27 protein-coding genes and 1 riboswitch are annotated in these 25,830 nt (G+C 39.8%); of the genes, 16 read left to right on the top strand and 11 right to left on the bottom strand.

All coding sequences use genetic code 11. The features are described from left to right. Positions 1 to 60 precede the first annotated feature (60 nt). The 4 genes from CKJ95_RS12790 (at position 61) to CKJ95_RS12775 (ending at position 5,553) form a co-directional block, all read left to right on the top strand. Positions 61 to 1,527 carry a CoA-acylating methylmalonate-semialdehyde dehydrogenase gene (locus CKJ95_RS12790; protein ID WP_099353811.1) on the top strand — a complete coding sequence of 489 codons (1,467 nt, stop codon included), beginning with the start codon at positions 61 to 63 and terminating at the stop codon, positions 1,525 to 1,527. A gap of 212 nt (positions 1,528 to 1,739) precedes the next feature. Then, on the top strand, positions 1,740 to 3,092 hold the full coding sequence (locus CKJ95_RS12785; protein WP_099353810.1) for an aspartate aminotransferase family protein: 1,353 nt from the start codon (positions 1,740 to 1,742) through the stop codon (positions 3,090 to 3,092). 87 nt (positions 3,093 to 3,179) lie between these two features. Further along, the gene (ald, locus tag CKJ95_RS12780) at positions 3,180 to 4,283 is read left to right on the top strand and encodes an alanine dehydrogenase (RefSeq protein ID WP_099353809.1); all 1,104 of its coding nucleotides are present in this window, start codon (positions 3,180 to 3,182) and stop codon (positions 4,281 to 4,283) included. 19 nt (positions 4,284 to 4,302) lie between these two features. After that, the gene (locus tag CKJ95_RS12775) at positions 4,303 to 5,553 is read left to right on the top strand and encodes a M20 family metallo-hydrolase (protein WP_099353808.1); all 1,251 of its coding nucleotides are present in this window, start codon (positions 4,303 to 4,305) and stop codon (positions 5,551 to 5,553) included. 203 nt (positions 5,554 to 5,756) lie between these two features. On the opposite strand, the gene CKJ95_RS12770 is transcribed toward CKJ95_RS12775, so the two are convergent. After that, positions 5,757 to 6,074, bottom strand: coding sequence for a hypothetical protein (locus tag CKJ95_RS12770; protein ID WP_099353807.1), 318 nt, complete (start codon positions 6,072 to 6,074; stop codon positions 5,757 to 5,759). 148 nt (positions 6,075 to 6,222) lie between these two features. Here CKJ95_RS12770 and CKJ95_RS12765 point away from each other — a divergent pair, with 148 nt between their 5' ends. The 4 genes from CKJ95_RS12765 to CKJ95_RS12750 are packed head-to-tail and all read left to right on the top strand — an operon-like array spanning position 6,223 to position 9,698. Further along, positions 6,223 to 6,423 carry a hypothetical protein gene (locus CKJ95_RS12765; protein WP_099353806.1) on the top strand — a complete coding sequence of 67 codons (201 nt, stop codon included), beginning with the start codon at positions 6,223 to 6,225 and terminating at the stop codon, positions 6,421 to 6,423. A 55-nt stretch (positions 6,424 to 6,478) separates the two neighbouring features. Beyond that, the gene (locus CKJ95_RS12760; RefSeq protein WP_099353805.1) at positions 6,479 to 7,624 is read left to right on the top strand and encodes a GNAT family N-acetyltransferase; all 1,146 of its coding nucleotides are present in this window, start codon (positions 6,479 to 6,481) and stop codon (positions 7,622 to 7,624) included. A gap of 13 nt (positions 7,625 to 7,637) precedes the next feature. Further along, on the top strand, positions 7,638 to 8,906 hold the full coding sequence (kynU, locus tag CKJ95_RS12755; RefSeq protein ID WP_099353804.1) for a kynureninase: 1,269 nt from the start codon (positions 7,638 to 7,640) through the stop codon (positions 8,904 to 8,906). 48 nt (positions 8,907 to 8,954) lie between these two features. Beyond that, the gene (locus CKJ95_RS12750; protein ID WP_099353803.1) at positions 8,955 to 9,698 is read left to right on the top strand and encodes a hypothetical protein; all 744 of its coding nucleotides are present in this window, start codon (positions 8,955 to 8,957) and stop codon (positions 9,696 to 9,698) included. Between the two features lie 156 nt (positions 9,699 to 9,854). Here the strand turns inward: CKJ95_RS12750 and CKJ95_RS12745 are convergent, their stop codons facing one another. Continuing rightward, positions 9,855 to 10,850 carry a zinc-binding dehydrogenase gene (locus CKJ95_RS12745; protein ID WP_099353802.1) on the bottom strand — a complete coding sequence of 332 codons (996 nt, stop codon included), beginning with the start codon at positions 10,848 to 10,850 and terminating at the stop codon, positions 9,855 to 9,857. Positions 10,851 to 11,605: 755 nt separating this feature from the next. Between CKJ95_RS12745 and CKJ95_RS12740 the strand changes: the two genes are divergently transcribed. After that, on the top strand, positions 11,606 to 12,655 hold the full coding sequence (locus CKJ95_RS12740; RefSeq protein WP_099353801.1) for a DmpA family aminopeptidase: 1,050 nt from the start codon (positions 11,606 to 11,608) through the stop codon (positions 12,653 to 12,655). A 15-nt stretch (positions 12,656 to 12,670) separates the two neighbouring features. Beyond that, on the top strand, positions 12,671 to 13,372 hold the full coding sequence (locus CKJ95_RS12735; RefSeq protein WP_099353800.1) for a gamma-glutamyl-gamma-aminobutyrate hydrolase family protein: 702 nt from the start codon (positions 12,671 to 12,673) through the stop codon (positions 13,370 to 13,372). Positions 13,373 to 13,416: 44 nt separating this feature from the next. Here CKJ95_RS12735 and CKJ95_RS12730 read toward each other — a convergent pair whose 3' ends face one another. The 3 genes from CKJ95_RS12730 to CKJ95_RS12720 form a co-directional block, all read right to left on the bottom strand. Further along, entirely contained in the window at positions 13,417 to 13,740 is a 324-nt protein-coding gene (locus CKJ95_RS12730; protein ID WP_099353799.1) for a hypothetical protein, read from the bottom strand. Between the two features lie 97 nt (positions 13,741 to 13,837). After that, positions 13,838 to 14,839 carry an HAAS signaling domain-containing protein gene (locus tag CKJ95_RS12725; RefSeq protein WP_099353798.1) on the bottom strand — a complete coding sequence of 334 codons (1,002 nt, stop codon included), beginning with the start codon at positions 14,837 to 14,839 and terminating at the stop codon, positions 13,838 to 13,840. Further along, positions 14,826 to 15,173 (bottom strand): PadR family transcriptional regulator, encoded by a 348-nt coding sequence (locus CKJ95_RS12720; protein ID WP_099353797.1) that lies wholly within the window; start codon positions 15,171 to 15,173, stop codon positions 14,826 to 14,828. The genes CKJ95_RS12725 and CKJ95_RS12720 overlap by 14 nt, the downstream gene beginning before the upstream one ends. Before the next feature lie 170 nt (positions 15,174 to 15,343). Here CKJ95_RS12720 and CKJ95_RS12715 point away from each other — a divergent pair, with 170 nt between their 5' ends. From CKJ95_RS12715 to thiD, 4 genes are all read left to right on the top strand, one after another. Next, a complete protein-coding gene (locus tag CKJ95_RS12715; RefSeq protein ID WP_099353796.1) occupies positions 15,344 to 16,042 on the top strand; it encodes a DUF421 domain-containing protein in 699 nt (232 codons plus the stop codon). An 86-nt stretch (positions 16,043 to 16,128) separates the two neighbouring features. Beyond that, a riboswitch (TPP riboswitch) is annotated at positions 16,129 to 16,239 on the top strand. A 58-nt stretch (positions 16,240 to 16,297) separates the two neighbouring features. After that, complete coding sequence (gene thiM, locus CKJ95_RS12710; RefSeq protein WP_099353795.1) at positions 16,298 to 17,122, top strand: hydroxyethylthiazole kinase; 825 nt, start codon at positions 16,298 to 16,300, stop codon at positions 17,120 to 17,122. Then, positions 17,109 to 17,756, top strand: coding sequence for a thiamine phosphate synthase (gene thiE, locus CKJ95_RS12705; protein ID WP_099353794.1), 648 nt, complete (start codon positions 17,109 to 17,111; stop codon positions 17,754 to 17,756). The genes thiM and thiE overlap by 14 nt, the downstream gene beginning before the upstream one ends. Next, complete coding sequence (gene thiD, locus CKJ95_RS12700) at positions 17,756 to 18,541, top strand: bifunctional hydroxymethylpyrimidine kinase/phosphomethylpyrimidine kinase (RefSeq protein WP_099353793.1); 786 nt, start codon at positions 17,756 to 17,758, stop codon at positions 18,539 to 18,541. The genes thiE and thiD overlap by 1 nt, the downstream gene beginning before the upstream one ends. Before the next feature lie 143 nt (positions 18,542 to 18,684). Here thiD and CKJ95_RS12695 read toward each other — a convergent pair whose 3' ends face one another. Together CKJ95_RS12695 and CKJ95_RS12690 are read right to left on the bottom strand one after the other, a co-directional pair. After that, positions 18,685 to 19,755, bottom strand: a complete 1,071-nt coding sequence (locus CKJ95_RS12695; RefSeq protein WP_099353792.1) for an NAD(P)H-dependent flavin oxidoreductase — start codon at positions 19,753 to 19,755, stop codon at positions 18,685 to 18,687. Between the two features lie 51 nt (positions 19,756 to 19,806). Next, complete coding sequence (locus tag CKJ95_RS12690; protein ID WP_099353791.1) at positions 19,807 to 20,577, bottom strand: class I SAM-dependent methyltransferase; 771 nt, start codon at positions 20,575 to 20,577, stop codon at positions 19,807 to 19,809. Positions 20,578 to 20,746: 169 nt separating this feature from the next. Between CKJ95_RS12690 and CKJ95_RS12685 the strand changes: the two genes are divergently transcribed. Further along, positions 20,747 to 20,899, top strand: a complete 153-nt coding sequence (locus CKJ95_RS12685) for a ParA family protein (protein WP_099353790.1) — start codon at positions 20,747 to 20,749, stop codon at positions 20,897 to 20,899. Between the two features lie 84 nt (positions 20,900 to 20,983). On the opposite strand, the gene CKJ95_RS12680 is transcribed toward CKJ95_RS12685, so the two are convergent. Next, a complete protein-coding gene (locus tag CKJ95_RS12680) occupies positions 20,984 to 22,246 on the bottom strand; it encodes a sensor histidine kinase (protein ID WP_099353789.1) in 1,263 nt (420 codons plus the stop codon). 298 nt (positions 22,247 to 22,544) lie between these two features. Between CKJ95_RS12680 and CKJ95_RS12675 the strand changes: the two genes are divergently transcribed. Then, on the top strand, positions 22,545 to 23,213 hold the full coding sequence (locus CKJ95_RS12675; RefSeq protein ID WP_099353788.1) for an oxidoreductase: 669 nt from the start codon (positions 22,545 to 22,547) through the stop codon (positions 23,211 to 23,213). A 32-nt stretch (positions 23,214 to 23,245) separates the two neighbouring features. Here CKJ95_RS12675 and trhO read toward each other — a convergent pair whose 3' ends face one another. The 3 genes from trhO to CKJ95_RS12660 form a co-directional block, all read right to left on the bottom strand. After that, on the bottom strand, positions 23,246 to 24,151 hold the full coding sequence (gene trhO, locus CKJ95_RS12670) for an oxygen-dependent tRNA uridine(34) hydroxylase TrhO (RefSeq protein ID WP_099353787.1): 906 nt from the start codon (positions 24,149 to 24,151) through the stop codon (positions 23,246 to 23,248). 142 nt (positions 24,152 to 24,293) lie between these two features. Next, positions 24,294 to 25,433: a zinc-dependent alcohol dehydrogenase gene (locus CKJ95_RS12665; RefSeq protein ID WP_099353786.1), complete on the bottom strand. Its 1,140-nt coding sequence runs from the start codon at positions 25,431 to 25,433 to the stop codon at positions 24,294 to 24,296. 20 nt (positions 25,434 to 25,453) lie between these two features. Continuing rightward, complete coding sequence (locus CKJ95_RS12660; RefSeq protein ID WP_099353872.1) at positions 25,454 to 25,816, bottom strand: spore coat protein; 363 nt, start codon at positions 25,814 to 25,816, stop codon at positions 25,454 to 25,456. Positions 25,817 to 25,830: the final 14 nt, after the last annotated feature.

Genomic DNA, 25,830 nt, shown 5'->3' with positions numbered 1-25,830 from the left:
TTTACATATAGGTTAAGGATTAACGAATATTGAAATACGAAAAAGGAGGCTGTACAAAAAATGTCAGTAGTCAAAAATGAAACAGTTGTTCTGAAAAATTATATAAATGGGGAATGGGTGGACGCCCTTGGAACTCAATCACTTGAGGTACCCAATCCGGCAACAAAAGAAACATTAGTACGTGTGCCGCTTTCTTCAAAAGAAGATGTGGACCTGGCTGTAAAGGCGGCTAGAGAAGCATTTAAAACATGGAAAAATACTCCTGTTCCGAAAAGGGCAAGGATCTTATACAAATATCACTATTTATTAACGGAAAATCATGAAAAGCTAGCAAGACTTGTTGTCCAAGAAAACGGTAAAGCATATAAAGAGGCACATGGTGAGGTTCTACGAGGAATTGAATGTGTTGAATTTGCAGCAGGTGCACCTACTTTAATGATGGGTGAGACATTATCAAATATTGCAGAGGATATAGACTCTGAAATGTTCCGATATCCACTAGGAGTTGTAGGCGGAATTACTCCATTTAATTTCCCAATGATGGTCCCAATGTGGATGTTCCCATTGGCAATTGCTTGTGGAAATACGTTTGTTTTAAAGCCGTCAGAGCGGACGCCAATGCTAGCTAATGAGCTTGCTAGATTATTTACAGAAGCGGGTGCACCAAACGGCGTTTTAAATGTTGTCCATGGGGCACATGATGTTGTAAATGGTTTATTAGATCATCCAAATGTCAGTGCAATTTCATTTGTAGGCTCACAGCCAGTTGCGAAATATGTATATGAACGTGCAGCGCAACAGGGGAAACGCGTTCAAGCTTTATCAGGTGCGAAAAACCATCATATCGTGATGCCAGATGCCGATATGGAAAAAGCAGTAGCCAATATCATTAGCTCTACATTTGGTAGTGCAGGGCAGCGCTGTATGGCGTGTAGTGCCGTTGTCGTTGTTGGAGATGGTGAAAAGTTTGTATCTGCGTTAAAGGATGCTGCAGATCGTCTCACAATTGGAAATGGAATGGATGATGAGGTGCTCTTAACACCCGTTATCCGCGAGTCACATCTTAATAAAGTCCTAGGTTATGTAGAAAAAGGGCTTGAAGAAGGTGCGCAACTTATTAGAGACGGAAGAAAAGAAATGGATGAAATGCCAGAAGGTAACTTTTTGGGCCCAACCATTTTTGACCATGTAACCCCAGAAATGACGATTGCTAAAGAAGAAATCTTTGCACCTGTTTTAAGTTTACTACGTGCCAAGGATTTAGACGAAGGCCTTGAATATATTCAAAAGTCCCGATTTGGGAACGGAGCCACCATCTATACAAAGGATGCTAGGGCGGCAAGACAATTCAGAGAAGAAGCAGAAGCGGGAATGCTTGGCATCAATGTGGGTGTACCAGCGACAATGGCCTTTTTCCCATTCTCTGGTTGGAAGGATTCATTCTATGGTGACCTCCATGTGAATGGTAAGGACGGAGTAAATTTCTATACGCGTAAAAAAATGATTACATCCCGTTTTGATTACTAACATTATTCAGTAGGGTTTTAACCCCTACTGAATAATGTTTGCCTCCGGCGGATGCCACAGATTTTCAAAGGAGCTTTTCGAGCAGTAAGTTCAAAGACTAAGAACGCCACATCCTGTGGCAACGTCTTTATGACCCACATCGTGTGGGCCTAAAAATCTGGGCGCAAATACGCCGAGGCGCATTTGATTAAGGATAAGGGGGGAAAGCGGGTATGACAAAGGTTACGCAAGGGGAAGACCTTTTAACAAAGGATAAGGATTATGTATGGCATGCTATGAAACCGTATAATCCAAATTCTACACTAGTCATTACGAAAGCAGAAGGGTCATGGGTCACAGATCATAATGGGAAACGTTATCTTGATGGGATGTCGGGGCTTTGGTGTGTAAATGTAGGATATGGAAGAGAAGAGTTAGCGCATGCTGCTTATGAGCAGCTTAAGCAAATGGCCTATTTTCCATTAACACAAAGTCACGAACCAGCGATTCAACTTGCAGAAAAGCTAAATGAAATGCTTGGGGACGAGTATGTTATTTTCTTCTCTAATAGTGGGTCGGAAGCGAATGAGACAGCTTTTAAATTGGTTAGACAATATCATCAGCAAAAAGGGGAACACTCCCGTTACAAATTTATTTCACGTTATCGTGCTTATCATGGTAATTCCATGGGGTCGCTAGCTGCAACAGGTCAAGCGCAGCGTAAATATAAATACGAACCACTTGCACCAGGCTTCCTCCATGTCTCGCCACCTGACCTATACAGATCTGATGACAAGGTGGATGCAGGAGTGTCGGAATTACAGTCTGTACAGGAAATAGACCGTGTGATGACATGGGAGCTTAGTGAAACAATAGCAGGCGTGATCATGGAACCAATCATTACTGGTGGAGGGGTCATTGTTCCACCTGACAAATACATGGCTGGAGTAAAGGAAGTATGTGAAAAGCATGGTGCCCTACTCATAGCTGATGAGGTTATTTGCGGGTTCGGGCGAACAGGCAAACCATTTGGGTTTATGAACTACGGTGTTAAACCAGATATCATTACAATGGCAAAGGGCATTACAAGTGCATATCTTCCATTATCAGCAACAGCCGTCAAGAAAGAAATATACGAAGCTTTTAAAGGTTCTGCGGAATATGACTATTTCCGTCATGTTAATACATTTGGTGGAAACCCTGCAGCATGTGCATTGGCACTTAAAAACCTAGAAATTATGGAAAAAGAAAATCTATTTGATAGGTCAAAGCAACTTGGTGACAAATTGAAAGATGGCCTTACAGCAGCTTTAGTGGACCATCCTTATGTTGGTGATATTAGAGGAAAAGGTTTATTGATTGGGCTTGAACTAGTCAAGGATAAACAAACAAAGGAACCACTTGAAGTAAGTCAAGTCAATAAAGTGATTGCTGGGTGTCTACAAAGGGGTCTAATTATCGGGAAAAATGGAGCGACAGTAGCGGGGTACAATAATGTTTTAACTCTCGCGCCACCTCTATCGATTTCAGAGGAAGACCTCGAATTTGTCAAAAGAACTCTAATTGAAGAAATTAAATTATTGTAAAAAGGTATGTTTCAACACTCGTAATCTATTTTCACAAAGAAATAGATTGCGGGTGTTTTTACCAAGAAAAAAGAAGGGTGGATGGAGATGAGAATTGGAGTACCGAAGGAGATTAAAAATAATGAAAATCGTGTGGCCTTAACTCCTGCTGGTGTCATGCAGCTGGTTCAATATAACCATAAGGTTTTTGTTGAAAGGGGAGCGGGCATGAATTCAGGTTTTTTTGATGAACTTTATATTGATGCAGGAGCAACGATTGTGCCAACTGCTGCAGATGCATGGGCTTGCGATATGGTGATAAAAGTAAAAGAACCAATCCAAAAGGAATATCAATATTTTTATGACGGATTACTATTATTCACCTATTTGCATCTCGCTGCAGATCGAGAGCTTACAGAGGCCCTAATCCAAAAAAATGTTGTTGCAATTGCATATGAAACAGTGCAGTTAGATGATAGGAGCCTTCCTTTACTCACCCCAATGAGTGAAGTTGCAGGAAGAATGGCCACACAAATTGGAGCCTCATTTCTTGAAAAAACAAAAGGTGGAAAAGGAGTTCTTCTAGGTGGCGTACCTGGAGTAAGTAGAGGGAAAGTCACCGTTATTGGGGGTGGTGTAGTCGGAATGAATGCTGCAAAAATTGCAGTTGGCCTTGGTGCACAAGTATCGATATTAGATGTCAGTGCTACAAGATTGCGAGAGTTAGATGATATATTTGGAAATTCCATCACAACCTTGATGTCAAATCCATTTACGATTGGCCAAGCGGTAGCCGAATCGGATCTTGTGATTGGTGCTGTCCTTATTCCAGGGGCTAAAGCTCCGAAATTGGTGACAGAAGAAATGGTTCGGTTAATGGAGGAAGGATCAGTGATCGTCGATGTTGCGATTGATCAAGGGGGTATATTCGAAACGGCTACCCATGTTACAACACATGCAAATCCTACATATACGAAACATGGAGTCGTCCATTATGCAGTAGGAAATATGCCGGGTGCTGTTCCAAGAACATCTACCATGGCACTCACGAATGTAACGGTGCCATATATTCTACAGGTTGCGAATAAAGGCTATGAACGCGCCTTTGCGGAAAATAGAGCCTTACACAAAGGTTTAAATGTGATTGATGGAAAGGTTGTCTATGAAGGGGTTGCAAGAGCTCATAATCTGCCATATGTAACCAGCATTTGATAAATAGGAGGTTGATTCTATGAATATCCAAACACTAACCATTAACAAGGAACGGCTGGAAGAAAGAATTACAGAGTTATCAAAAATAGGGAAAATCGGCGAAACGGGAGTGTGTCGCCTAACCTTATCAAAGGAAGATCGTCAAGCTGTAGAAATAGTGAAAGGCTGGATGGAGGAAGCAGGATTAACCGCTAGAATTGACCACTTTGGAAATCTAATTGGAAGAATGGAAGGGGGAAATCCAGATGCCCCCATTTTAATGCTAGGATCTCATATTGATTCCCAGCCTTATGGTGGAAGATTTGACGGAACAATTGGTGTATTAGGTGCACTTGAGGTCATTCAAACAATGAAAGAGAATCATATCGTTCCAAACCGCCCAATTGAGGTGGTTGCTTTTTCAGATGAAGAAGGCTGTCGCTTTAATAAAGGCTTATTTGGTGTAAGGGGAATCCTAGGGAAACTTGAAGACGATGAGTTAGAACGTCAGGATAAAGATGGCGTGACAAGAAGAGAGGCTCTCATTGAATTTGGCTGTGATCCTTCAAAATTTAAAGATTCAGAGTACCCAAAAGGAAGCATTGGTTCGTTCCTTGAGATGCATATTGAACAAGGACCGGTTCTAGAAAATATGAATAAACCAGTTGGAATTGTGTCAGGTATATCAGGTCCATTATGGTTAACAGTTGAATTAGAGGGCTTTGCTGGGCATGCCGGTTCCGTTCCAATGCTAATGAGGAAAGATGCACTTGTAGGTGCTGCGAAAATCATCATAGCACTCAATGAGATAGCGAGCCAAGAACCTGGAGCACCAACCGTTGGAACAGTGGGAAGTTTACGGGTTTTTCCGGATTCACGTAACATTATTCCTGAAAAGGTAAGCTTTACGGTTGACTTAAGAGATATTGATTTAAATAGACGTCACAAGCTTGAAGTCCAATTACATGCAAAGATTAAGGAAATTACCGAGGAACACGGGCTACGTTGTAAAATTACCGAGGATACAAATAGCGAACCTCGTTATTGTGCAGAAAGAATCAAAGACATTATGCGTAATGAGATGCAAAGCATAGGCTTGGAACCAATGGAATTAATGAGCGGTCCTTTCCACGACTCATTAGCCATGTCATATGAATGTGAATATGGAATGATATTTGTCCGTTGTAAAGATGGAATCAGTCATAATCCTAAGGAATATTCAACTTTTGAAGATATCTCACTAGGTACTGAGCTTCTGTATCGCACAACGGTAAGAATGGCACAGGAATAATCTAAATAAAAAACGAATGTAGAGCATACTGCTACATTCGTTTTTTTCATCTTATTTATTTGTAAAGTAATCTTTAAAGGCTTGTGTAATCTCGATACCTTGAAAGATGAATAGGCTCGTTACCGTTAAGGAACATAATCCAATCATAATAAATCTAAACCACATAATTTTTCTCCTCCTTGATTTTTAAAATGATAAAAAAATCAAAGAGCTTTTACCACATAATTCGATTGATAAAAAATGGGTGTTATCCATATGGATTTTTGGAAGTAGTGATTTGCTTCGAAGTTCTTAAAAACTGCTCGAAGGACGATAAAACCCGATGTGATTGAAAAAAACATCCAGGAAATTTTAGGTTTACCATCATCATTAGATGAAAAATTGTCGATTGAAACACCGCTAATGGTTACAGTGTTTTCTTGAATATCTGGTGATTTAAACGCATGGGAATGTGCAATTGTAGCTGAAAAAGACATGATCGCAACAAACATGATGATGGCTAGAACTAATCGTTTCCTCATTTTCTACCATCTCCCCATTGTTAATGTTACTATCTTACACCCGATGAATTGAAAAATCCACAAAAATATTACTACAAAAATTGCGAAGTCTTATTTTGTAAATTGAAAAATGTGGTAACTATGTTACCCTAAAGAAGGAGGTGAGGTAGTGAGTAAAAGTAAACGAAATCTCCTCATTGCAATCATTGGGAGTCTTGTGATTGTAACGTTTGGGGTTGTAAGAATTCTAGAAATTAGAGATAACCACAAAATCAAAATGCAGATAGCAGAAGCATGTATGGACGAGAGCGGAACTGTTGTTTTTGAAGCGAAAAATATCTTTAGTCTAGACGAAGTTAGCTGCGAGTAAATATGAGTATTGGTTAAAATAGATTGATTCTTTTCTAAATAGGAGTTGGTAGGCTATGGCAATCGTAAGACTTACTGAAGAACAATTTTTAGATTCTGTGCGTTTATCAGAGTATGCATTTACATATAAGCTTTCAGAACAACAGCTTGATCAGGTACCTAAAAAACTTAACAAGCATCAAATTTACGGAATCTATGAAAATAATAGGTTAGCAGCAAAGTTTCATCTCATACCACTCTCTACATATGTAGGCGATCAATCGTTTAAAATGGGTGGAATAGCGGGTGTTGCGACGTATCCGGAATACCGAAGAAGAGGGTATGTAAAGGAATTGCTTATGCATGCGCTTGAAACGATGAAGACGCAGGGCTTTACCGTTTCGATGTTGCATCCATTTGATGTATATTTTTACCGAAAATATGGCTGGGAACTATTTAGCAATCGCCTTAAAACGATACATAAGCAAGCTGATTTGACTATGTTTGAACCAGCAAATGGTACGATTCAGCGTTATCAATTTGAAAACGCAAATCTAGAAGAGCTTAAACAGATTTATGCGCAGTATGCAACTACATTCTCAGGGATGCTTGATCGGGAAGATTATTGGTGGAAAAGCGTGGTTGATGATCTGAACATTGCTGTTTATTACGATTCAGCTGATAAGCCAACAGGTTATGTCCTTTATGAAATTAAGGACAGTAAGATGACAGTTGAGGAATTTGTCCCTGTTAATGTCGAGGCCAGGAAGGGCTTATGGAATTTTATATGTCAGCATGATTCAATGATTACTGAGCTCGAAATGATTACATTTCAAAAAGAACCATTATTCTTCGCTCTAAAGAAACAAAAGACGGTAAAACGTGAAGTTAGTCCGTATTTTATGGTGCGAATTGTTGATGTAGATTCATTTCTACAAGAATACAAATTTGCTGGAAACGAGACGATAAAGCTTCAAATCAAAGATCCATTTGCACCTTGGAATGAAAAAACATTTCTGATAAAAGATGGCGAGGTTTGTATTACCGACGATACAGATGGAGTGATTACACTTTCGATTAATGCATTATCTACGGCACTCTTCGGTCATCAACGTCCGAGCGAACTTTTCGCAGCTGGTATGATTGCAGGGGCAGAATCCGAAATAGAAGCATTTGAAAAAATGATTCCGAATCGCCCTGCGTATATGTACGATTTCTTTTAAGGGGGAAACCTTTTTGAATATTTTAGAACATGCAAGAAAGCTTGATAGAGAGGATTCGTTAGCTCCGTTCCGTGATGAATTTTATCAAAAACCGGATACCATCTATCTGGATGGGAATTCACTTGGGCTTTTATCAAAGCGGGCAGAACGTTCATTACTTCGCTCATTAGAGGATTGGAAAGAATTTGGGATTGATGGCTGGACACAAGGAAGACAACCTTGGTTTTATATGTCTGAACAGGCAAGTGAACTACTTGCTCCGCTTGTTGGCGCATTACCTGAGGAAGTGATTGTAACGGGCTCAACGACGGTGAATCTCCATCAATTAGTTGCGACCTTTTATAAGCCAAAAGGGAAACGTACAAAGATTGTAGCGGATGAATTAAATTTCCCATCCGATATCTATGCCCTTCAAAGTCAGTTGCAAATTCATGGGCTTAGCCCAGATGAACATCTTGTTAGGGTGAAAAGTCATGAGGGCCGTTACTTAGCTGAAGAAGACATCATTGCGGCAATGACCGATGAGGTGGCTTTGGTGGTTTTGCCAAGCGTATTGTATCGGAGTGGTCAGATTTTAGATATGAAGCGTCTTACCGATGAGGCACATAAGCGCGAAATTTTAATCGGGTTTGATGGCTGTCATTCAATCGGTGCCATTCCACACTCCTTTTCTGAATGGGATGTTGACTTTGCCTTTTGGTGCAATTATAAGCATCTTAATGGTGGCCCTGGAGCGGTTGCAGGATTGTATGTAAATCGAAGGCATTTTGGTGTATTACCGGGCTTAGCGGGTTGGTTTGGTTCAAATAAAGAAAAGCAATTTGATATGGAGCATACGTTTACGCCAGCAGGCAATGCGGGGGCCTTTCAAATCGGGACTCCTCATGTGTTAAGCTTGGCTCCTTTACTCGGTTCACTTGAGATGTTTGCTGAGGCAGGGATTGAATGTATTCGGAGTAAATCTCTTGGATTGACGAACTTTTTAATTGAACTGATTGATACTGAACTATCAGGGCTGGGATTCACGATTGGCTCACCGCGTGATATTTCTGTTAGGGGAGGTCACGTCAGTCTTGAGCATAAGGAAGCAGCACGAATTTGTAAGGCGCTCAAAGAAAATGGAGTGATTCCAGATTTTCGAGCTCCAAATATCATTCGACTTGCACCAGTGCCCCTTTATAATTCATATGAGGATGTTTGGAAAGTTGTTCAAATGTTAAAAACAATAATGGATGAAAAACAATACGAAAAATTTAAAAATGAACGAGATGTAGTAGCTTGAAGGTATACCAATCCGGTATACCTTTTACAACTTAAGGGAGGAATTCATGTGGCAATCATAGCCGGTTCAAAGTTCGAAACATACAAACAAAAAATTTTATCCTTGCCCATGGATTATAAAGAAGAAGAGTTAAAGAGCGAGACATTTTTATTGGACAAGGATGAAAAAAAGCACATCGAGATCTACTATGCTCCTTTTGAATACGTGAATGAATCTGCAAAAGTGATGATTGTCGGAATCACACCAGGACTACATCAAATGAAAAAATCATATTCAACAATCCTTGATCCGAAAAATAAAGACCTTACTGATGAGCAGCTTCTACAAGAGGTGAAAAAGAATTCCAGTTTTGAAGGTCCGATGAGGAAAAATCTGATTGGGATGCTCGATGAACTTGGGTTACACTCATACCTCGAAATTGAGTCTACAAGTGAGCTTTTTACGTCTGCCAGTCATCTTGTTCAAACCGCTTCCGTTATTAGGTATCCAGTATTCTATAAGGGAAAAAACTACAGTGGCTCAACTCCAAAGATGTTAAAAACGGAACTGTTAAAGAATCATATTATGGATAGTTTTACAGAAGAGTTGTTGCATATGCAAAATCCTCTCATCATTCCACTAGGGGTTAATGTGACAGGTGTGTTCAACTATCTTGCAGAAAATGGGTATGTATCACCAGATAGCGTTCTTTATGGATTTCCACATACATCAGGTGGAAATGGTCACCGTCACAGGCAATTTGCTGAGAACAAGGAGCAGATGAAAAAAAAATTAGCCGGTTATTTTGGATGAAAAAACTGCACCTTAATTTAGGTGCAGTTCGGGTTTTCTAGCTTCAGGCGCCAACGGCTTGAAGTCACAAGCGAATCGCTTCTGAATGGAAAAGCGATTTCTATTAGTGCTTTAATGTGCTTGTCTACGGTATGCGGGCGTCTTTCGCTTTTCGTTTTAGTCTTCGATTTTTATTGCGATCTTTCCGAATTGTTCAGCTTCGTCAATACGCTGCATTGCTTTTTTAGTTTCTTCAAGAGGGTATACTTTATCAATTACAGGCTTAATTTTATGTTGATTTACAAATTGCAGCATTTCATTAAATTCTTCTGTACTCGCCATGGTGGAGCCGAGTAATGTATATTGACCGTAAAAGAATTCCCGAAGATTGAAGTCCACCGAATCACCAGCAGAAGCGCCGAATGTTACCATTTTTCCACCTTTTCGAAGCTGTCCAAGTGATTTATGGAAAGTGGCTGCTCCAACTGTTTCAACCACGATATCTACTTTTTCTCCATTTAACGCCTCATTCCAGTCGCCATTGCTATCAATCGCTACATCAGCACCTAATTTAAGAGCTTGTTTTAGCTTCGCTTCAGAGCGAGAAGTAACGATAACACGAGCCCCGATTGCTTTCGCGAAAAGTAAAAGGAACGTAACGGCACCACTTCCGATTCCAGGTAATAAGACAGTATCAGTTGGCTTTATATTTGCACGAGTGAATAATGCGCGATAGGCAGTCATGGCTGCAAGCGATAAGACACCAGCTTCATCCCATGACAAATGTGCGGGCTTTGGACCAACATTATCCGCAGAGAGTGTGATTTTTTCAGCAAAGGTTCCGTGATCGGGTAAGCCTAGAATCTCATGACCTTCAGGTGGCGCATCACTTTTTTCTTTCCAGCCTAAAGATGGATTGAGGATAACTTCATCTCCGACCTGAACACTTTCGACACCAGGACCTACCGCTTCAACAATCCCAGCACCATCCGACCCAATTACTAATGGCGGATCTGTTTCTTTATGTCTATGTAAAACAAATAAATCACGGTGATTGAGCCCAGCGCTTTTTAGCTTAACCTTCACTTCACCTTGTTTTGGTTCAATCTCATCGATCTCCGAATAAGATGTTCCGTCCATTCCAGGAACTTTGTAATGTACAAACGCTTTCATATTTTCCCCTCCCAAATTGTCAAAACGATAGTTTCATTCTAAAGGAACTCCACAGAACATTTCAACTAATTAGATTGGAGGAGAAGGGGATGCGTGCCCGATTATTGGAATGGGAGTGGGGAAAGGGAACGGAAGCGAGTGATACGTACCCGATTGTTGGAGTGGGAGTGGGGAAAGGGAACGGAAGCGAGTGATACGTACCCGATTGATAGTCTAGGAGTGTGGAAAGGGAAAGCAAGCGAGTGATAGTGTCCGATTATTAGAATGGGAGTGTGGAAAGGGAACGCAAGCGTGGGATATGTACCCGATTGATAGAATAGTAGAGGAAAAGAGTAACGCAAAGGCCATATTTGTAGCTAGGTAGCTTACTAAACACTAAAAAGAGGATATTGTTTGGATAAAATTAGGAGAATGCGAACCAACAAAATCGCAAAACACGCCCGCATCTGGATAAAATTAGGGAACAGCGAACCAGCAAAGCCGCGAAAGACGCCTGCATTTGGATAAAATTAGGGAACAGCGAACCAGCAAATCCGCGAAAGACGCCCGCGTCTGGATAAAATTAGTGAACAGTGAACCAGCAAAACCGCGAAACATCACTGTATCTGGATAAAATTAGGATACACCGAACCAGCAACACCGAAAACATAACACTCTGTTCCTAATAAAAAAAAATATCCATACCCACCTATACTCAACCCGCCCATCTAACCTATACTAAAAACAAATACCAATCGGAAAGGGTTACACACAAAATGCAAAAAAGACTAAAAGATTACGGGATAAATATCGGCAGCTTACCAACAGGAACTTTAAATAAAATCACAGATGTAAAAGGCGTGAGAGTCGGCCACTCCACCATATCCAACGGGGACATCCAGACAGGGGTGACAGCTATCATCCCGCATGACACAAATATTTTTAACAATAAAGTGGTTGCTGCTTCATATGCTATGAATGGGTTCGGAAAGACGATGGGAACTCTTCAAATCGATGAACTTGGCACAATTGAAACACCTATTCTGCTCACAAATACGCTAAGCGTGGGGGTTGTCGCCAATCACCTCATCGGCTATATGCTTGAGCAAAATGAGGAAATTGGTGATACAACCGGGACGGTAAATCCTGTCATTGGCGAGTGCAATGATATGTTCTTAAATAATATCCGAAAACAGTCAATTACGGAAAAGAATGTACGGGAAGCCCTAGGAACAGCAACAACCAATTTCGAAGAAGGCAGTATCGGTGCAGGGGCAGGAATGAAATGCTTTGGGCTAAAAGGGGGGATAGGTTCTTCGTCCCGCATCCTTACATATCCTCATGGAAAATACACCTTAGGCATCTTGGTGCTCTCCAATTTTGGGGAGATTGATCAGTTTCGCCTAAACGGAATCCATGTGGGGCCAATCATCAAAGCGAAGCTCCCTACAAAAAACGAAACGGGTGACAAAGGCTCCATCATGATTATTATCGCAACCGATTTGCCGGTGACTTCACGTCAATTAAAGCGAATCATCAAACGTGCATCGGTGGGACTTAGTAGAACAGGTTCTTTTATTGGAAATGGGAGTGGGGATGTTTTCATCGGTTTCTCAACCGCAAACACAATCAGTCATGAAAATAAAGGAGAACTTCAGACTCTAAATTTCATCCACGAAGATGACCTGGATCAAGCCTTTTTAGCGACAGTAGACGCCACGGAGGAAGCAATTTTACAGTCATTACTAACTGCAAAAACGACAACAGGCCGAAATGGAAACACGCTTTATTCTTTGGCTGAAATGACGAGTGAAATAATTTCATAATGAGGGGGAATCAACATGAATAAACCGATTATTGGTGTGACCTCGCATGTTGAGTTGGATTATAAACATACGCTGTCGAATGATTATATTCAAGCTGTGATTGAAGCCGGAGGAATTCCGGTTATTTTACCAATTGGCATCGATGAAGATGTTTCACAGATTGTTAGTAAGATAGATGGGCTTCTTCTAACAGGGGGAGGGGATATCGATCCAACCTTATTTGGGGAGGAGCCACATCCGAAGCTCGGGACGATTTCGCCAGGAAGAGATGATTTTGAGCCTGCTATCATTCAGGAGATGTTAACTGCAAATAAGCCAATCCTTGCGATATGTCGCGGTATCCAGATTTTGAATATTGCACTTGGTGGGGATATGTATCAGGATATTTATGATCAGCATGAAACCGGGCTTCTTCAGCACTCCCAGAAGGCAACAAGGTATCATCTTGCTCATTTTGTGAAAGCGAAGGAAGGAAGTTTGCTAGAATCGATTGCAGGGACTTCTGAATTTAAGGTGAATACGTATCATCATCAGGCTGTTCGCCATGTACCATATCCACTTGAGGTTTCAGGGGTTGCTTCAGACGGAATCATCGAGGCAATCGAAAGCAAGGGACATCCCTTTGTGTTAGGCGTGCAATGGCATCCCGAAGGTTTGGCGGTTAATGGAGACGAGATTGCGAAGCGCATTTTTACAAGATTTGTAGAAAGTTGCTAAGAGAAAAGGAGTTAAGCCTTAAACACAGGCTTAACTCCTTTTCCTTATCTCCAGTACTCTAAATACTCATAATTGTCGGTGGGAACTCTTTTAATTACTTCATTTGCTTCATTGCGATAAATCTCATATTCTCGGTAGATTTCAACTTTATTTCCGTTGACAATCTCAGTGTCAACATACTGCATTTCCAATTCTGGAATCAACTCATCGTCTGAAGTATCCTCTTCTGGGTTTGCCGTTACTTCTTCTTCCACAGACATACCAGATACAGAGATTGCATTTTTGTATTCATAGACATCATCTGATTCAATTACACCGGTCACGAATATAATAGATAGAATCCCGATTGCGATCAAAAATTTATTCAAGGTCACCAAACTCCTTTGTACCATATCTATTACTCATCTATATGCATTCGAGAAAAAGATTAGGACAACTAATCCCTAGGTAGTGGTAAAAGTCAAATTATCGGATACGGGCCTTGCGAAAACCATCGTAGATATTGATTGCTGCAGATACTATGAGAATAATAATTACACCAATAATCATTCTAGAGTTAAAGTGATCTGGGTTCATAGTGAAAAGGTCTTCTGTCATATAGGTGATAAAGCCAGGGTTTATGATATTCGGATACAGGAATATAACGATGAATACAATAGCTCCAATTAGTTCCACGGCTGCATTGGAAATGGCCAAGGCTTTAGTCCATTGTCCCTTGATTAATTTATAAATAGCAAGTGCAATTTCTGCAATGATCACAACTAGAACAATTGGCCAAAAAGAAAGCAATATGTCTTGATTTAAGGCTGGAATCACAAATTCAAGACCATCTTTACCGCCTTCGTATACACCTAAAAGTTGATCTGCTTTAAAGTATAGGGTTGCCCAGATGGCGGTCCACAGTAAACCTCCAAACACTTCAAACTTGGAAATGGCCTTTTTCTTCGGGATATAGGTAATATTTTTTAAATCATCTGGAGTCCATTTCTTTAAACTGGCTGTTAATGGTTGGTCATCTTTTGATTTATCAGTTCGCTCTATGATGGCAAACACAATAGTCAGCCAGAAGAATGTTTGTATCGATACTTCAATCATTCTCCAAATGCCGAAACCGACTATGTCTAGTACCATATTAATGATGGTTTCCTCATCTTGTTGCCCAAGAAAATACTCAGGGATGATGGCGATGAGTGAGATCACAGCTGCTATCGGTATAATCATTTTTAATAAGGTAACATACACATCAAAATAACGTGGGCCAATAAGATGCATGGGCCGGTCGAGATAACCACTCGCCAATTTTGCAGGGCTCCCTAATTTTTCTAGCGCGTTTTTTACATCTTCTTCATTGTAATCGTCAGGCAGCATATCCTCGATGGTCGACTGTAACTCAAGTGCAATGTCCTTCCGATTTTTTTCAGTCAGCCTTCGAGTGACTTCCTGAACGTAGATATCAATCAGATTCATAATCTTCCTCTCCCTCTAATAATCTATATAATTCTTTCGAATTTTGAATCCATTCCTTTTTTAACTGTAAAAAGATCTCAAGACCGAACTCACTTAAGACATAATACTTACGTGGTCTGCTTTCAGATGTATCCCAGCTGCTTGTTACCAACTCCTGTTTTTCCAGACGGCGAAGCAAAGGATATAACGTACTTTGGTCAATGGCGATACCTGAACCCTCTAATAATTGGACTAGGGAGTATCCATATTGGGGAGTTCGTAATTGACTCAAAACAGCTAGTGTCAACGTTCCTCTTCTAAGTTCAGTCATTAATGAGTTAAATAGATCACTCATTCACCCACCTCATTTTTTATACTATATGATGTACAGTATTTAATTTATACTATGTATCGTACACTATTGTGGTGACGAAAGCAATTCTTCTTTTTAAAATTGGGTGTATTCATTAAATTGTTATATTAGGGAAAAAATAAAGCTCAACAAGTTAAAAAGGAGTTTTTTTGATGGATACTTCACAACTTTTACTTAGGATTACAATTGCGTTTGTGGTGTTATTTATACTGGCACGATTAATGGGTAGAAAAGAAATCAGTCAAATGACGTTTTTTAATTTTATTTCGGCAATTGCAATTGGTTCCATTGCGGCGAATCTTGCAGTAAACTCAAATCTTAGTATCTTTAATGGGATACTAGCATTAAGTGGTTGGACTGTTTTTACAATAGCAATGGCATTTATTGATATAAAGTTTAAAAAAGCAAGAAAAGTAACGACTGGGGAACCAATCATCGTGATAAAAGAAGGAAAAGTTATGGAGAATTCACTTCGAGCTACTCAACTTGATATGGACTCCCTTAATTCATTACTTAGACAAAAAGGGTACTTTTCTATAAAAGATGTACATTATGCCATCTTTGAAACTAGTGGACAACTTTCGGTGATGCCCTACGAAAATAAAATGCCTTTCACAAAAGAAGATGCTGGTGTTCGGAGCAACCCCTCTGCGTACCCAATCTCTACCGAGGTCATATCAGACGGTACTATAAACAAAGTGAATCTTTCCCGACTGAACTTAGATACAAACTGGTTAAACCAACAATTAAAAAATGCAGGAGTAATGGATGTAGCTGAGGTCTTTTACGCGGAAGTACAGAAAGATGGTACGCTTTACATAGACAACAAAGACGACAATATGCTGCATTAGGAACCATAGGGACGGTTCCTGTGGTCCCTAATTTTCGAGGGAACCACTAGAACCGTCCCCGTGGTTCTGCTATAATAGAATCAATTGAATAAAAGCAGGGGAGCTCACGCTTGTGGGCTGAGAGTAAGCGAAATGTAGCTTTGACCCTTTACCTGATTTGGATAATGCCAACGTAGGGAATGTGTGTAAGTATGACGATTCATGCGGTATATCTATTTCAGGTATACCGCTTTTTTTATTGAATGGAGGATAACCATGTTTGAGCAAATCATAAAAAACGTTAGGCAAAATACACCGCTTGTCCATAATATTACAAACTATGTGACGGTTAATGATGTTGCAAATATCGTCCTTGCATGTGGAGGTTCACCAATTATGGCGGATGATCCAAAAGAAGTGGAGGATATTACAAGCATCTGCAATGCGCTTGTGATTAATATCGGTACTTTAAATGAGAGAACAATAGAATCTATGATTTTAGCAGGAAAAGCTGCAAATAAATTAGGGCATCACGTTGTTTTAGATCCGGTGGGAGCAGGTGCTTCTAGCTTAAGAACCAATACTGTCTATCGTCTTTTAGACGAGGTACAATTTGCGGTTATCAGAGGAAATTTATCAGAAATAAAAACGGTACATGCAGGAAGTGGAAATACAAAAGGTGTAGATGCAGCTGCAGAAGACGTCATCAACGAAGGTAATCTCGATGAAATGGTTCAGTTTGCAAAGCAGGTAAGTAAACAAACAGGTGCAGTCATTGCAATCACAGGCGCTATTGATATCGTTGCGAATATGGATGAAGCCTTTGCGATCAGAAATGGTCACCCAATGATGTCAAAAATCACAGGAGCCGGCTGTATGCTTACTTCTGTTATAGCAGCTTATTGTGGAGCTAATCCTGGTGACATTTTAAAGAGTACAGCCGCAGCAGTGAGCGCAATGGGATATTGCGGTGAATTGGCTCATCAAAAAGTAAAACAAATGAACGCGGGAACTTCATCATTCCGTACGTACTTGATTGATGCGATGAGTAAACTAGATTTTACACAACTACAAGGTGGTATGAACATTGAAAATCGATAAAAAATTAATGCAACTATATGCAGTAACAGACCATGCCTGGACAGGGAGCCAAACCTTAGTTGAACAAGTGGAAGCAGCACTAAAAGGTGGCATCACATTCCTTCAACTTAGAGAAAAGGATCTAGGGTATGATGAATTTTTACAAGAAGCCATTGAACTTAAAATGTTAACAGCTTTCTATGATGTTCCTTTTGTTATTAACGATAATGTTGAAATTGCGCAAGCTTGCGATGCAGATGGTGTGCATGTTGGGCAAGAGGATATGCCGGTTGAAAAAGTACGTGAAATGATTGGACCAGATAAAATTCTAGGTGTATCGGCTCAAAATGTAGAACAAGCTATAGCTGCTGAAAAAGCGGGTGCAGATTATCTTGGTATTGGTTCAGTATTTCCAACAGGTACAAAACAAGATGCGAAACCGATGACATTCGAAACTGTTCAAGAAATTTGTAAAAGTGTATCGATTCCAATTGTTGCGATTGGCGGGATTAATAAAACGAATATTTTAGAGTTAACTGGAAGTGGGATCGACGGTGTTGCGGTTGTATCGGCAATCTTTGCACAGTCCGATATCCTTGCTGCAACAAAGGAATTACAAGAGCTTTCAGCTAAGATGTTAGGGAGTGAAGGATAATGAAAAAGGTATTGACGATCGCTGGCTCTGATTGTAGTGGGGGAGCGGGGATTCAGGCAGATATTAAAACAATTACAGCCCATAATATGTATGCAATGAGTGCCATTACAGCTCTTACTGCTCAAAATACAACTGGCGTATACGGTGTTCTCGATTCAACTCCTGAATTTGTGGGGCAACAGCTGGATTGCATCATGACTGATATTTTTCCCGATAGTGTGAAAATCGGGATGGTGTCATCACCTGAAATCATTCATAAAATCGTTGAAAAACTAGAAGAATATAAGCCTTCAAATATAGTAGTGGATCCAGTCATGATATCAACAAGTGGGAGTAGACTTTTGAGTGAATCGGCGATAGACGCCTTGATTAGCAAATTAATTCCGCTAGCTACTATTATTACACCAAACATACATGAGGCTGAGGCGCTTGGCGAAATGGAGATTACCACGAAGGAAGACATGCAAGTGGCTGCCCAAAAATTGTCCAAAACATATAAAGGTGCCATTTTAATTAAAGGTGGACATCTTGAAGATACAGCGGATGATCTATTATATAGTAATGGCGAGTTCACATGGTTCCCGGGAGAACGTATTAGTAACCCGAACACGCATGGCACAGGTTGTACGCTTTCATCAGCGATTGCTTGTAATTTAGCAAATGGCCATGATATTAAAACAAGTATACAGGAAGCAAAACACTATATTACGGGAGCATTAGAGGCGGGACTTGACCTTGGAAATGGCAGTGGACCGTTGAACCATTGTTACGCTATAAAGAACTGATTATAGGAGCAGTGTCCGAAGTTGCTGTGTCAACTTCGGACAAGGGAACCGGCGAACAAGTGAGAGAGTGTCTAGAGCAAACAAACTTCAGTCAGGCATCCGCCGAACAAGCAAGCCAGTGTCTGAAGCGGAGGACACTCTTATCATTTTATGTGTTTTACTTCGGAAATGATTGAATCTATTAAGTTTGCAACGCTTTGATGCTTTGCTAATCTTGGGCTTTGCCCGGACCAAAGCGACATGAAGTCCTTATTATTCTGTGAACTTGATGCCTTTCGGATATCCTGGGTCAGTGAATTCTGAACAGGAAACTCCGGGAGGTCATTTTCGTGTTCCTTCATGTTTTCAATAAAGGGATTGACGAGTCCTCGTGCCCATTTACCAGAAAATGAACGGGTTACGACCGTTTCGTCATCAGAAGCATTCAGAATGGCATCTCTATGTACAGGATGTGCCCCACTTTCAATACAGGTCAAAAATGCTGTCCCCATTTGAACCGCCTGTGCGCCTAAGCAAATAGAGGCCATTAAACCTCTGCCATCCATGATTCCACCAGCGGCAATAACAGGTATCTTAACACTGTCGGCCACCTGCGGTATAAGTGATATTAAGCCGATTAAACCCTCGTGCCCGTTATTCATAAATGCTCCACGATGTCCACCAGCTTCACTGCCTTGAACAACAACTAGATCCAATCCTGATTCTTCAACTGCAATGGCTTCTTTAACAGATGTTGCTGTTCCCATTAACACCATTTGATGTTGTTTTAATTTGGTAATCACAGCTTTAGATGGAAGGCCAAATGTAAAAGAACAAATAGGAACTTTTTCCTCGATGATCACTTTGATTTGCTCATTGAATTTTTTTAATGCATCCGTCAATGAAGGAATCTCAACATTTTCTTTTGGAGGTAAGTTCAATTTTTCTCGAATCGGATTAAGTAATTGATTTGCTGATTTCACTTCATTCTCTTTCGCATGAAATTCGGTTGGAACAAATAGATTAACGCCAAAAGAATGGGAGGTTAGTTTTCTGATTTCCTTAATTTGTTCCTTAAGTTGCAAGGGAGTCATATATCCGGCACCTATCATTCCTAAGCCTCCAGCATTTGAGACAGCAGCAACTAATTCTGAAGTTGTAATTCCACCAGCCATCGGAGCTTGGATAATCGGGTGTTCAATCTTTAACAGTTCATTAACTTTATTATTAAACAAACGAGGACCTCCTAAATGAAAAGAAAGTGGAGGAAATCCCCCACTTTTATCCTAGAGTTTTGTAGCCTTTAATACAACTGCTTCCCCTTGGAAGGAGATGATCGTATTATTTTCTATTTGAATACGAAACTTCTGTTTGACCTTATCGGAAGAGTTTAGCATATAGTCGTTCAGTTCGGCCTTTTCGGTGTCTGACACATGCATACGGTTACACCAGCTTTCAAAATCAAAAGGCTTGTCAAAACGATAAAGTTCTTGGATTTCAAAACCTTCATCTTCTAGCATTTGAAGCCATTCTGACTTTTTCCAAGCACGGAAATGACTGTAGTCTCTTCTTTTTTCAACTGTATTATAAAATTCATCAAATTCCTTGTTTTCTGGAACAACATTATCATCTAACAAGAACTGCCCACCTGATTTTAAAACACGTGAAACTTCACTTACGAAGCTAGTAATGTTAGGGAAATGGTGAGGAGCGATACGGCAAGATACAATATCGAATGTTTCATCTGAAAATGGTAGTTTTTCAGCATCGCCTTCAACAAATTCAACGTTTTCATGACCATTCCCTTTAATAAACTTCTCTGCAGCAGCTAACATTTCTGGTGTTAAATCTAATGCTGTAACCTTTCCTACAAGAGGAGCAAGGGCATTGGCAGTATGACCGCCACCCGTAGCAACATCAAGGGCTAGCTCTGTTCCTGTGGCATCGGCTAATGCGACCAATGTTTGTAAATCTCCACCTTTTCGGTGACCTTCACTTGTTACATAAGAGGCAGCACTGCGGCCAAATTGTTTTTTAACGTCTGATTTAATGTCCATTTTTTCTCCTCCATTGTGGTTGTTACTTTTATCATATAGTAATATATGGTATAAGAAAATTATAAATATTTTATAAATTAATATAAGTAAAGGTTATGATAAAGCAAAATAAGCATATTTTCTTCATTCGCTAATACATTAAAATGAATACTTCTGAGGGGGTCAACAATTGGCTGAAGGAAAAAAGATTTTTGTTGGTAATTACAAAGGGGGAGTAGGCAAGACCACGAGTATTTTTCAGATTGCGCTTCACCTAGTAGAAGCAAAAAAGAAAGTGCTGTTAATTGATTTAGATCCACAATGCTCACTGAGTGAAATTTGAAGTTTACGAGGCGATAAAACGCGATATTAGGGCAAAAAAAAGAGGAAAAGCTTTTTTAGAATTTGCATAAAATATCCCCACGTTTCAGACGTGGGGTTCATTTGTGGAAAGGACAGATGGAAATTGGAATGTGAATTCAGTTCCTTCGCCAACAGAACTTGATACTTTGATCGTACCTTTCATTGCTTTTACAATACTATAAACGACCATCATTCCAAGACCTGTTCCTTTTGGCCCTTTAGTAGAGTAATAAGGTTCACCAAGTCGCTCAATTTGTTCTTTTGTCATACCCATTCCTGTATCACGGATGATAATGCTTACATTGAATCGGTCGTAACTGGTTTCAACATATAATCTACCACCACCGGGCATTGCCTCAATCGCATTTTTCATGACGTTGATAAAGCATTGATGGAACTTTTGTCGGTCGCCTTCCATCGAGCCTATCAAAGAAAAATTTGTAATGACTTCTACTGAGTGTTGGTTTGCAGTAGGCTTTAAAATAGATATCACTTGTTGCAATTCGCGTTTGATTTGTAGGGTTTCAACCGTATCTAATGCTGGTTTTGAAAAAGTTAGATATTCTTGAATAACATGTTCAGCAGAAGCCAACTCTTCTTTAATAATCGTCAAATATTCTTTTTGCTTATGTCTTGGTAGAGTATTAGACATCATCAACTGTACAAATCCCATTGCTGCCGTTAAAGGATTTCGTATTTCATGAGAAATCGCCGCTCCCATTTGTTCGACTGCGTGGAGCTTCTCAGATTTTACAATGGTTTGTCGCAATTGGATATTATTGCGAAAAAACTCAGTTAAGTAGGACAAAATTCCTAAGCCAATCGCTGGAATGACTAAATAGGCAAACCAAGCATCGAAAGTATTTATATGCGGTTTCGAAAATTGAAGTGCAGCCGCTGTAAGGATGGATACAATAAAGGTCAAAAGTACGGATATGCACACACGCTTATTGGAACTCTGTTTCCAAAACAACGGGTATAGCTTCCACAAAGCAAAAGCCAATGGAAGATAAAGGACAATTGTCGCGTAAAAACCAAAATTCATGCCGTAGAACCCTCTTATAATAATTACTGTCAGACACAGGATCGGACCAATGCCAAGATAAAGTCCTCCTATTAATACAGGAATAAGACGAAGATCAAAATAGTAAGAAGGGGTAGGTTGATATGAAACGCTAAAGCAAGTCAAAATAAGCACAACCAAACCTATGTACGCTTCCCACTTTGAAAGGGTAAGATTTCGTTTTCGTTCAAACCAAATTAAACCTATAAATGAAAGTATGATTAATAATGCAAGGTTAAACAAAATGTGCTTAGTAATTTCCATGATTCACCTTCAAGTAATAAAAATTTACAATATAGTAAATAGTTAGATAATATTATTAATTCTATTATAATACAGATGAAACTACTTTTGTGTCTAATTGAGTGAAAATTTTGGTAAAATTAGATGAAAAAGAATGAAATATGGTGCTTATTTCCTAATTTTACCATTATTAGCTCTATAAAACTATACTTTTTTCATAAGAAAGTCCTACAACAGATTAGTGGCATGCCAAATGAAATAAAAATGGGTATACTTATGAAAGGAAAATTGCGTTTTTATGTGAAAGGAAGTTGGCAAAGTGGAAGAGAAGACAGCACTTATTGCTGGGGCAACTGGTTTAATTGGGAATGAACTACTAAATAAATTGCTAGAGGGATCTGAATATGTGCAGGTGTATGCTCTAGTTCGAAAACCACTTAAGATGAATCATCCAAAATTAATAGAAGTAATCGTCGATTTCGATCGACTTAATGAGTATAAACAATATTTCGCAGTGAATGATGTGTTCGTATGTTTAGGCACTACCATCAAAAAGGCGAAGGCCCAAGAAGCTATGTACAAAATAGATGTAGATTATCCAGTTGAGATTGGTCGGATTGCGAAAGAGGCTGGCGCAAAACATTATTTAGTGGTTAGTTCAATGAATGCAGACCGTAATGCGAAGCTTTTCTATCCAAGAATGAAGGGAGAGCTTGAAGAGAAGGTTCGTCAACTTAACTTTGAACACCTTTCTATCTTTCGGCCGTCACTTCTACTTGGAAACAGAGGCGAATTTCGTCTTGGAGAAGAAATGGCTGCTATCTTGTTTAAAGACTTAAAGTTTATATTTACTGGCCCCCTCCAAAAATATAGAGCAATCGAAGGAAAAACAGTAGCAAAAGCGATGTACAAAGTGGCTCAGGAAAAAGAACAGGGGAAAGTGGTTTATGCTTCGGAGGAGATTGCGAAAATTGCTCAAAAAGATTAAAAACTGCTCAGATTTGATCTGAGCAGTTTTCTTTACGCCAATTGATGTTCCTTCACATAGCGATTATGTGGGTGGTCTTTGCAGTCCTGGCTACAAGATCTGTAGTGTTCATGTTCGCAGGCCTCACATAGTAGGAGATGCTTGTTGCACTCTGGATTTCCGCATTTTACATAACGTTCCTCTGGTTTCCCACAGTGATGACATTTTCCAACCACTGTTTCCTCACCAGTTCGGTTGACTGGTACAGAAATGCGTTCATCAAATACATAGCATTTTCCATCCCATAGTGCACCTTTTACCTCTGGATCATATCCGTACGTAATGATGCCACCTTCAAGCTGAGATACATCCTTGAAGCCTTCGTTTACAAGGAATCCAGAGAATTTCTCACAACGAATTCCACCTGTACAATAGGTTAAAATTTTCTTATCCTTATGCTCGCTTAAATTTTCTTCGACCCATTTTGGCAGCTCGCGGAAGGTTTCGATATCTGGTCGAATGGCACCTCTAAAGTGACCAAGATCGTACTCATACGTATTCCGTGCATCAAGAATGATGACATCGTCTTGTTGCAACGTTTCAAGGAATTCCTTTGGTGAAAGATGCTTACCAGTAATTTGATTGGGATTTAAGTCCTCCTCAAGACTTAAATTAACAATTTCTGGTTTTATCTTTATTTTGAGCTTTTTAAAAGCATGTTCTTCGCTTTTCTCAATTTTGAAAACCATATCCGAAAAACGGGCATCGTTGCGCATATACTCCATGTATTTTTCTGTCTGTTCCACCGTACCTGAAACAGTACCATTGATACCCTCTGTTGCAACAAGAATTCTGCCTCTCAAACCAAGGGAAGAACAAAATTCAAAATGTTGGTCTCTAAAAGCCTGAGGGTCTTCAATTTCGATGTATTTGTAATAAAGTAAAACTTGATAATCCAATTTATTCACCTGTTTCTATTCATGCTTTTTCCTCTATGTATAATATCAAAAATTCGGGATTAAATAAAAGTACTTTTTATTTCCTGAGGATTTTTACAAAGTAAAAAGACTAGGGGGGAATCCTAGTCTTTGGTTACATAGTTCAATGTGGCTTCAACACAACTTTAATACAATCTTCTGTCTTGGTATCAAAGACTTCATAGCCGTGTTTCGCTTGTTCTAAAGGTAAAACATGAGTAATGATGTCTCTTGGATCAAATTTACCTTCAGAAATGAGGTCATGTAGTTTAGGAATGATGGGAATAACATGTGCTTGTCCCATTTTCAATTGAACGTTTCGTTGAAAAATATCCCCTAAAGGAAAGGCATTATATCTCATGCCGTATACTCCTGTGAGTTGAATCGTACCACATTTTCGGACAGCCTGTGCAGCCGTCACAATCGCACCCATTGAGCCTCCATGGAGTTTCAGACCTGTTGCCAAAAATTCTAGCGGAGACATTTTACCGTCCATACCTACACAGTCAATGACAACATCTGCTCCACCTTGTGTAATTTCTTTAAGGTAGTTTCCGACATTGTCTACACTCTCAAAGTTTACGATTTCAACATTATTTGTCTTCTTTGCATGCTGTAGTCTGTAATCGATATAGTCGACAGCTATAACCCTTTTGGCACCAAACATCCATGCGAATTTTTGCACAAGAAGTCCAACAGGTCCACAGCCAAGTACAATGACGGTATCACCATTTTTGACACCCGCATTTTCAACAGACCAGTAGGCAGTAGAGGAAACATCTGCGAGTAAAACAAGTTGCTCATCTTCTAATTCACTATCCTCCGGGACTTTAAACGGGGTGAAATCACCGTAAGGGACCCGTAAATATTCCGCTTGACCACCAGCAAATCCACCAGTTGTTTCAGAATACCCTAAAAAACCACCCATATCCCCATTTTCATTTGCATTGTCACATTGACTTGAAAAGTCATGTGTACAATACCAACACTTTCCACAAGCCATGTTAAAGGGAACGATCACCCGATCGCCTTTTTTTATCTTGGTCACTTCGGGACCCACTTCTTCTACAATACCCATAGGCTCGTGTCCAATTATATAATTTTCTGGAGTGTTGGGTATCATTCCATGGATTAAGTGCAAATCAGATCCACATATGGCGGAGCTTGTTACCTTTACGATAATATCATCTGCTTTTTGAATTTTAGGATCTTCGACTTCTTTTACAGCAACGTCTTTTATGCCCTGATATGTAACGGCTTTCATATAAGATTTCCTCCTACCCTTTATTTATTCGGTGTTGCAAATGTACCTCGTCTGTCCGTGTCAATTGGGAAAAGCTCCATTCGCGCAATGGCAAGGGCCATATCTGCTGACTTAAGGTCTAATTCAATTTGCTTCTCAACATCATTTGGGTATAACCAGCCTTTACGAATCATTAAATCAGATAGTTCTTCGTGTAAATCTAGCGCTTGTTCCATTTGGCGATAGAATGCTTCGCGTAACTCATGACTAGCCGTCTCTGTTAATGCAACTGAATAGTAGCGAATACCTGTTTTAACTGAAAGCAGAAAGTCCATAGCAAAAGAAGCATCGGCCATCTTAGGCATTCCTTCAGCGTATTTTGGATCTAAATAATCCTGATTCAACATGATCACCTTCT

This window comes from Fredinandcohnia onubensis, assembly GCF_002734285.1.
In the GTDB taxonomy this organism is placed as follows: Bacteria; Bacillota; Bacilli; order Bacillales; family Bacillaceae_L; genus Ferdinandcohnia; species Ferdinandcohnia onubensis_A.
Note: the sequence above shows the minus strand (reverse complement) of the source record. Positions and strands in the feature narration are given on the sequence as shown.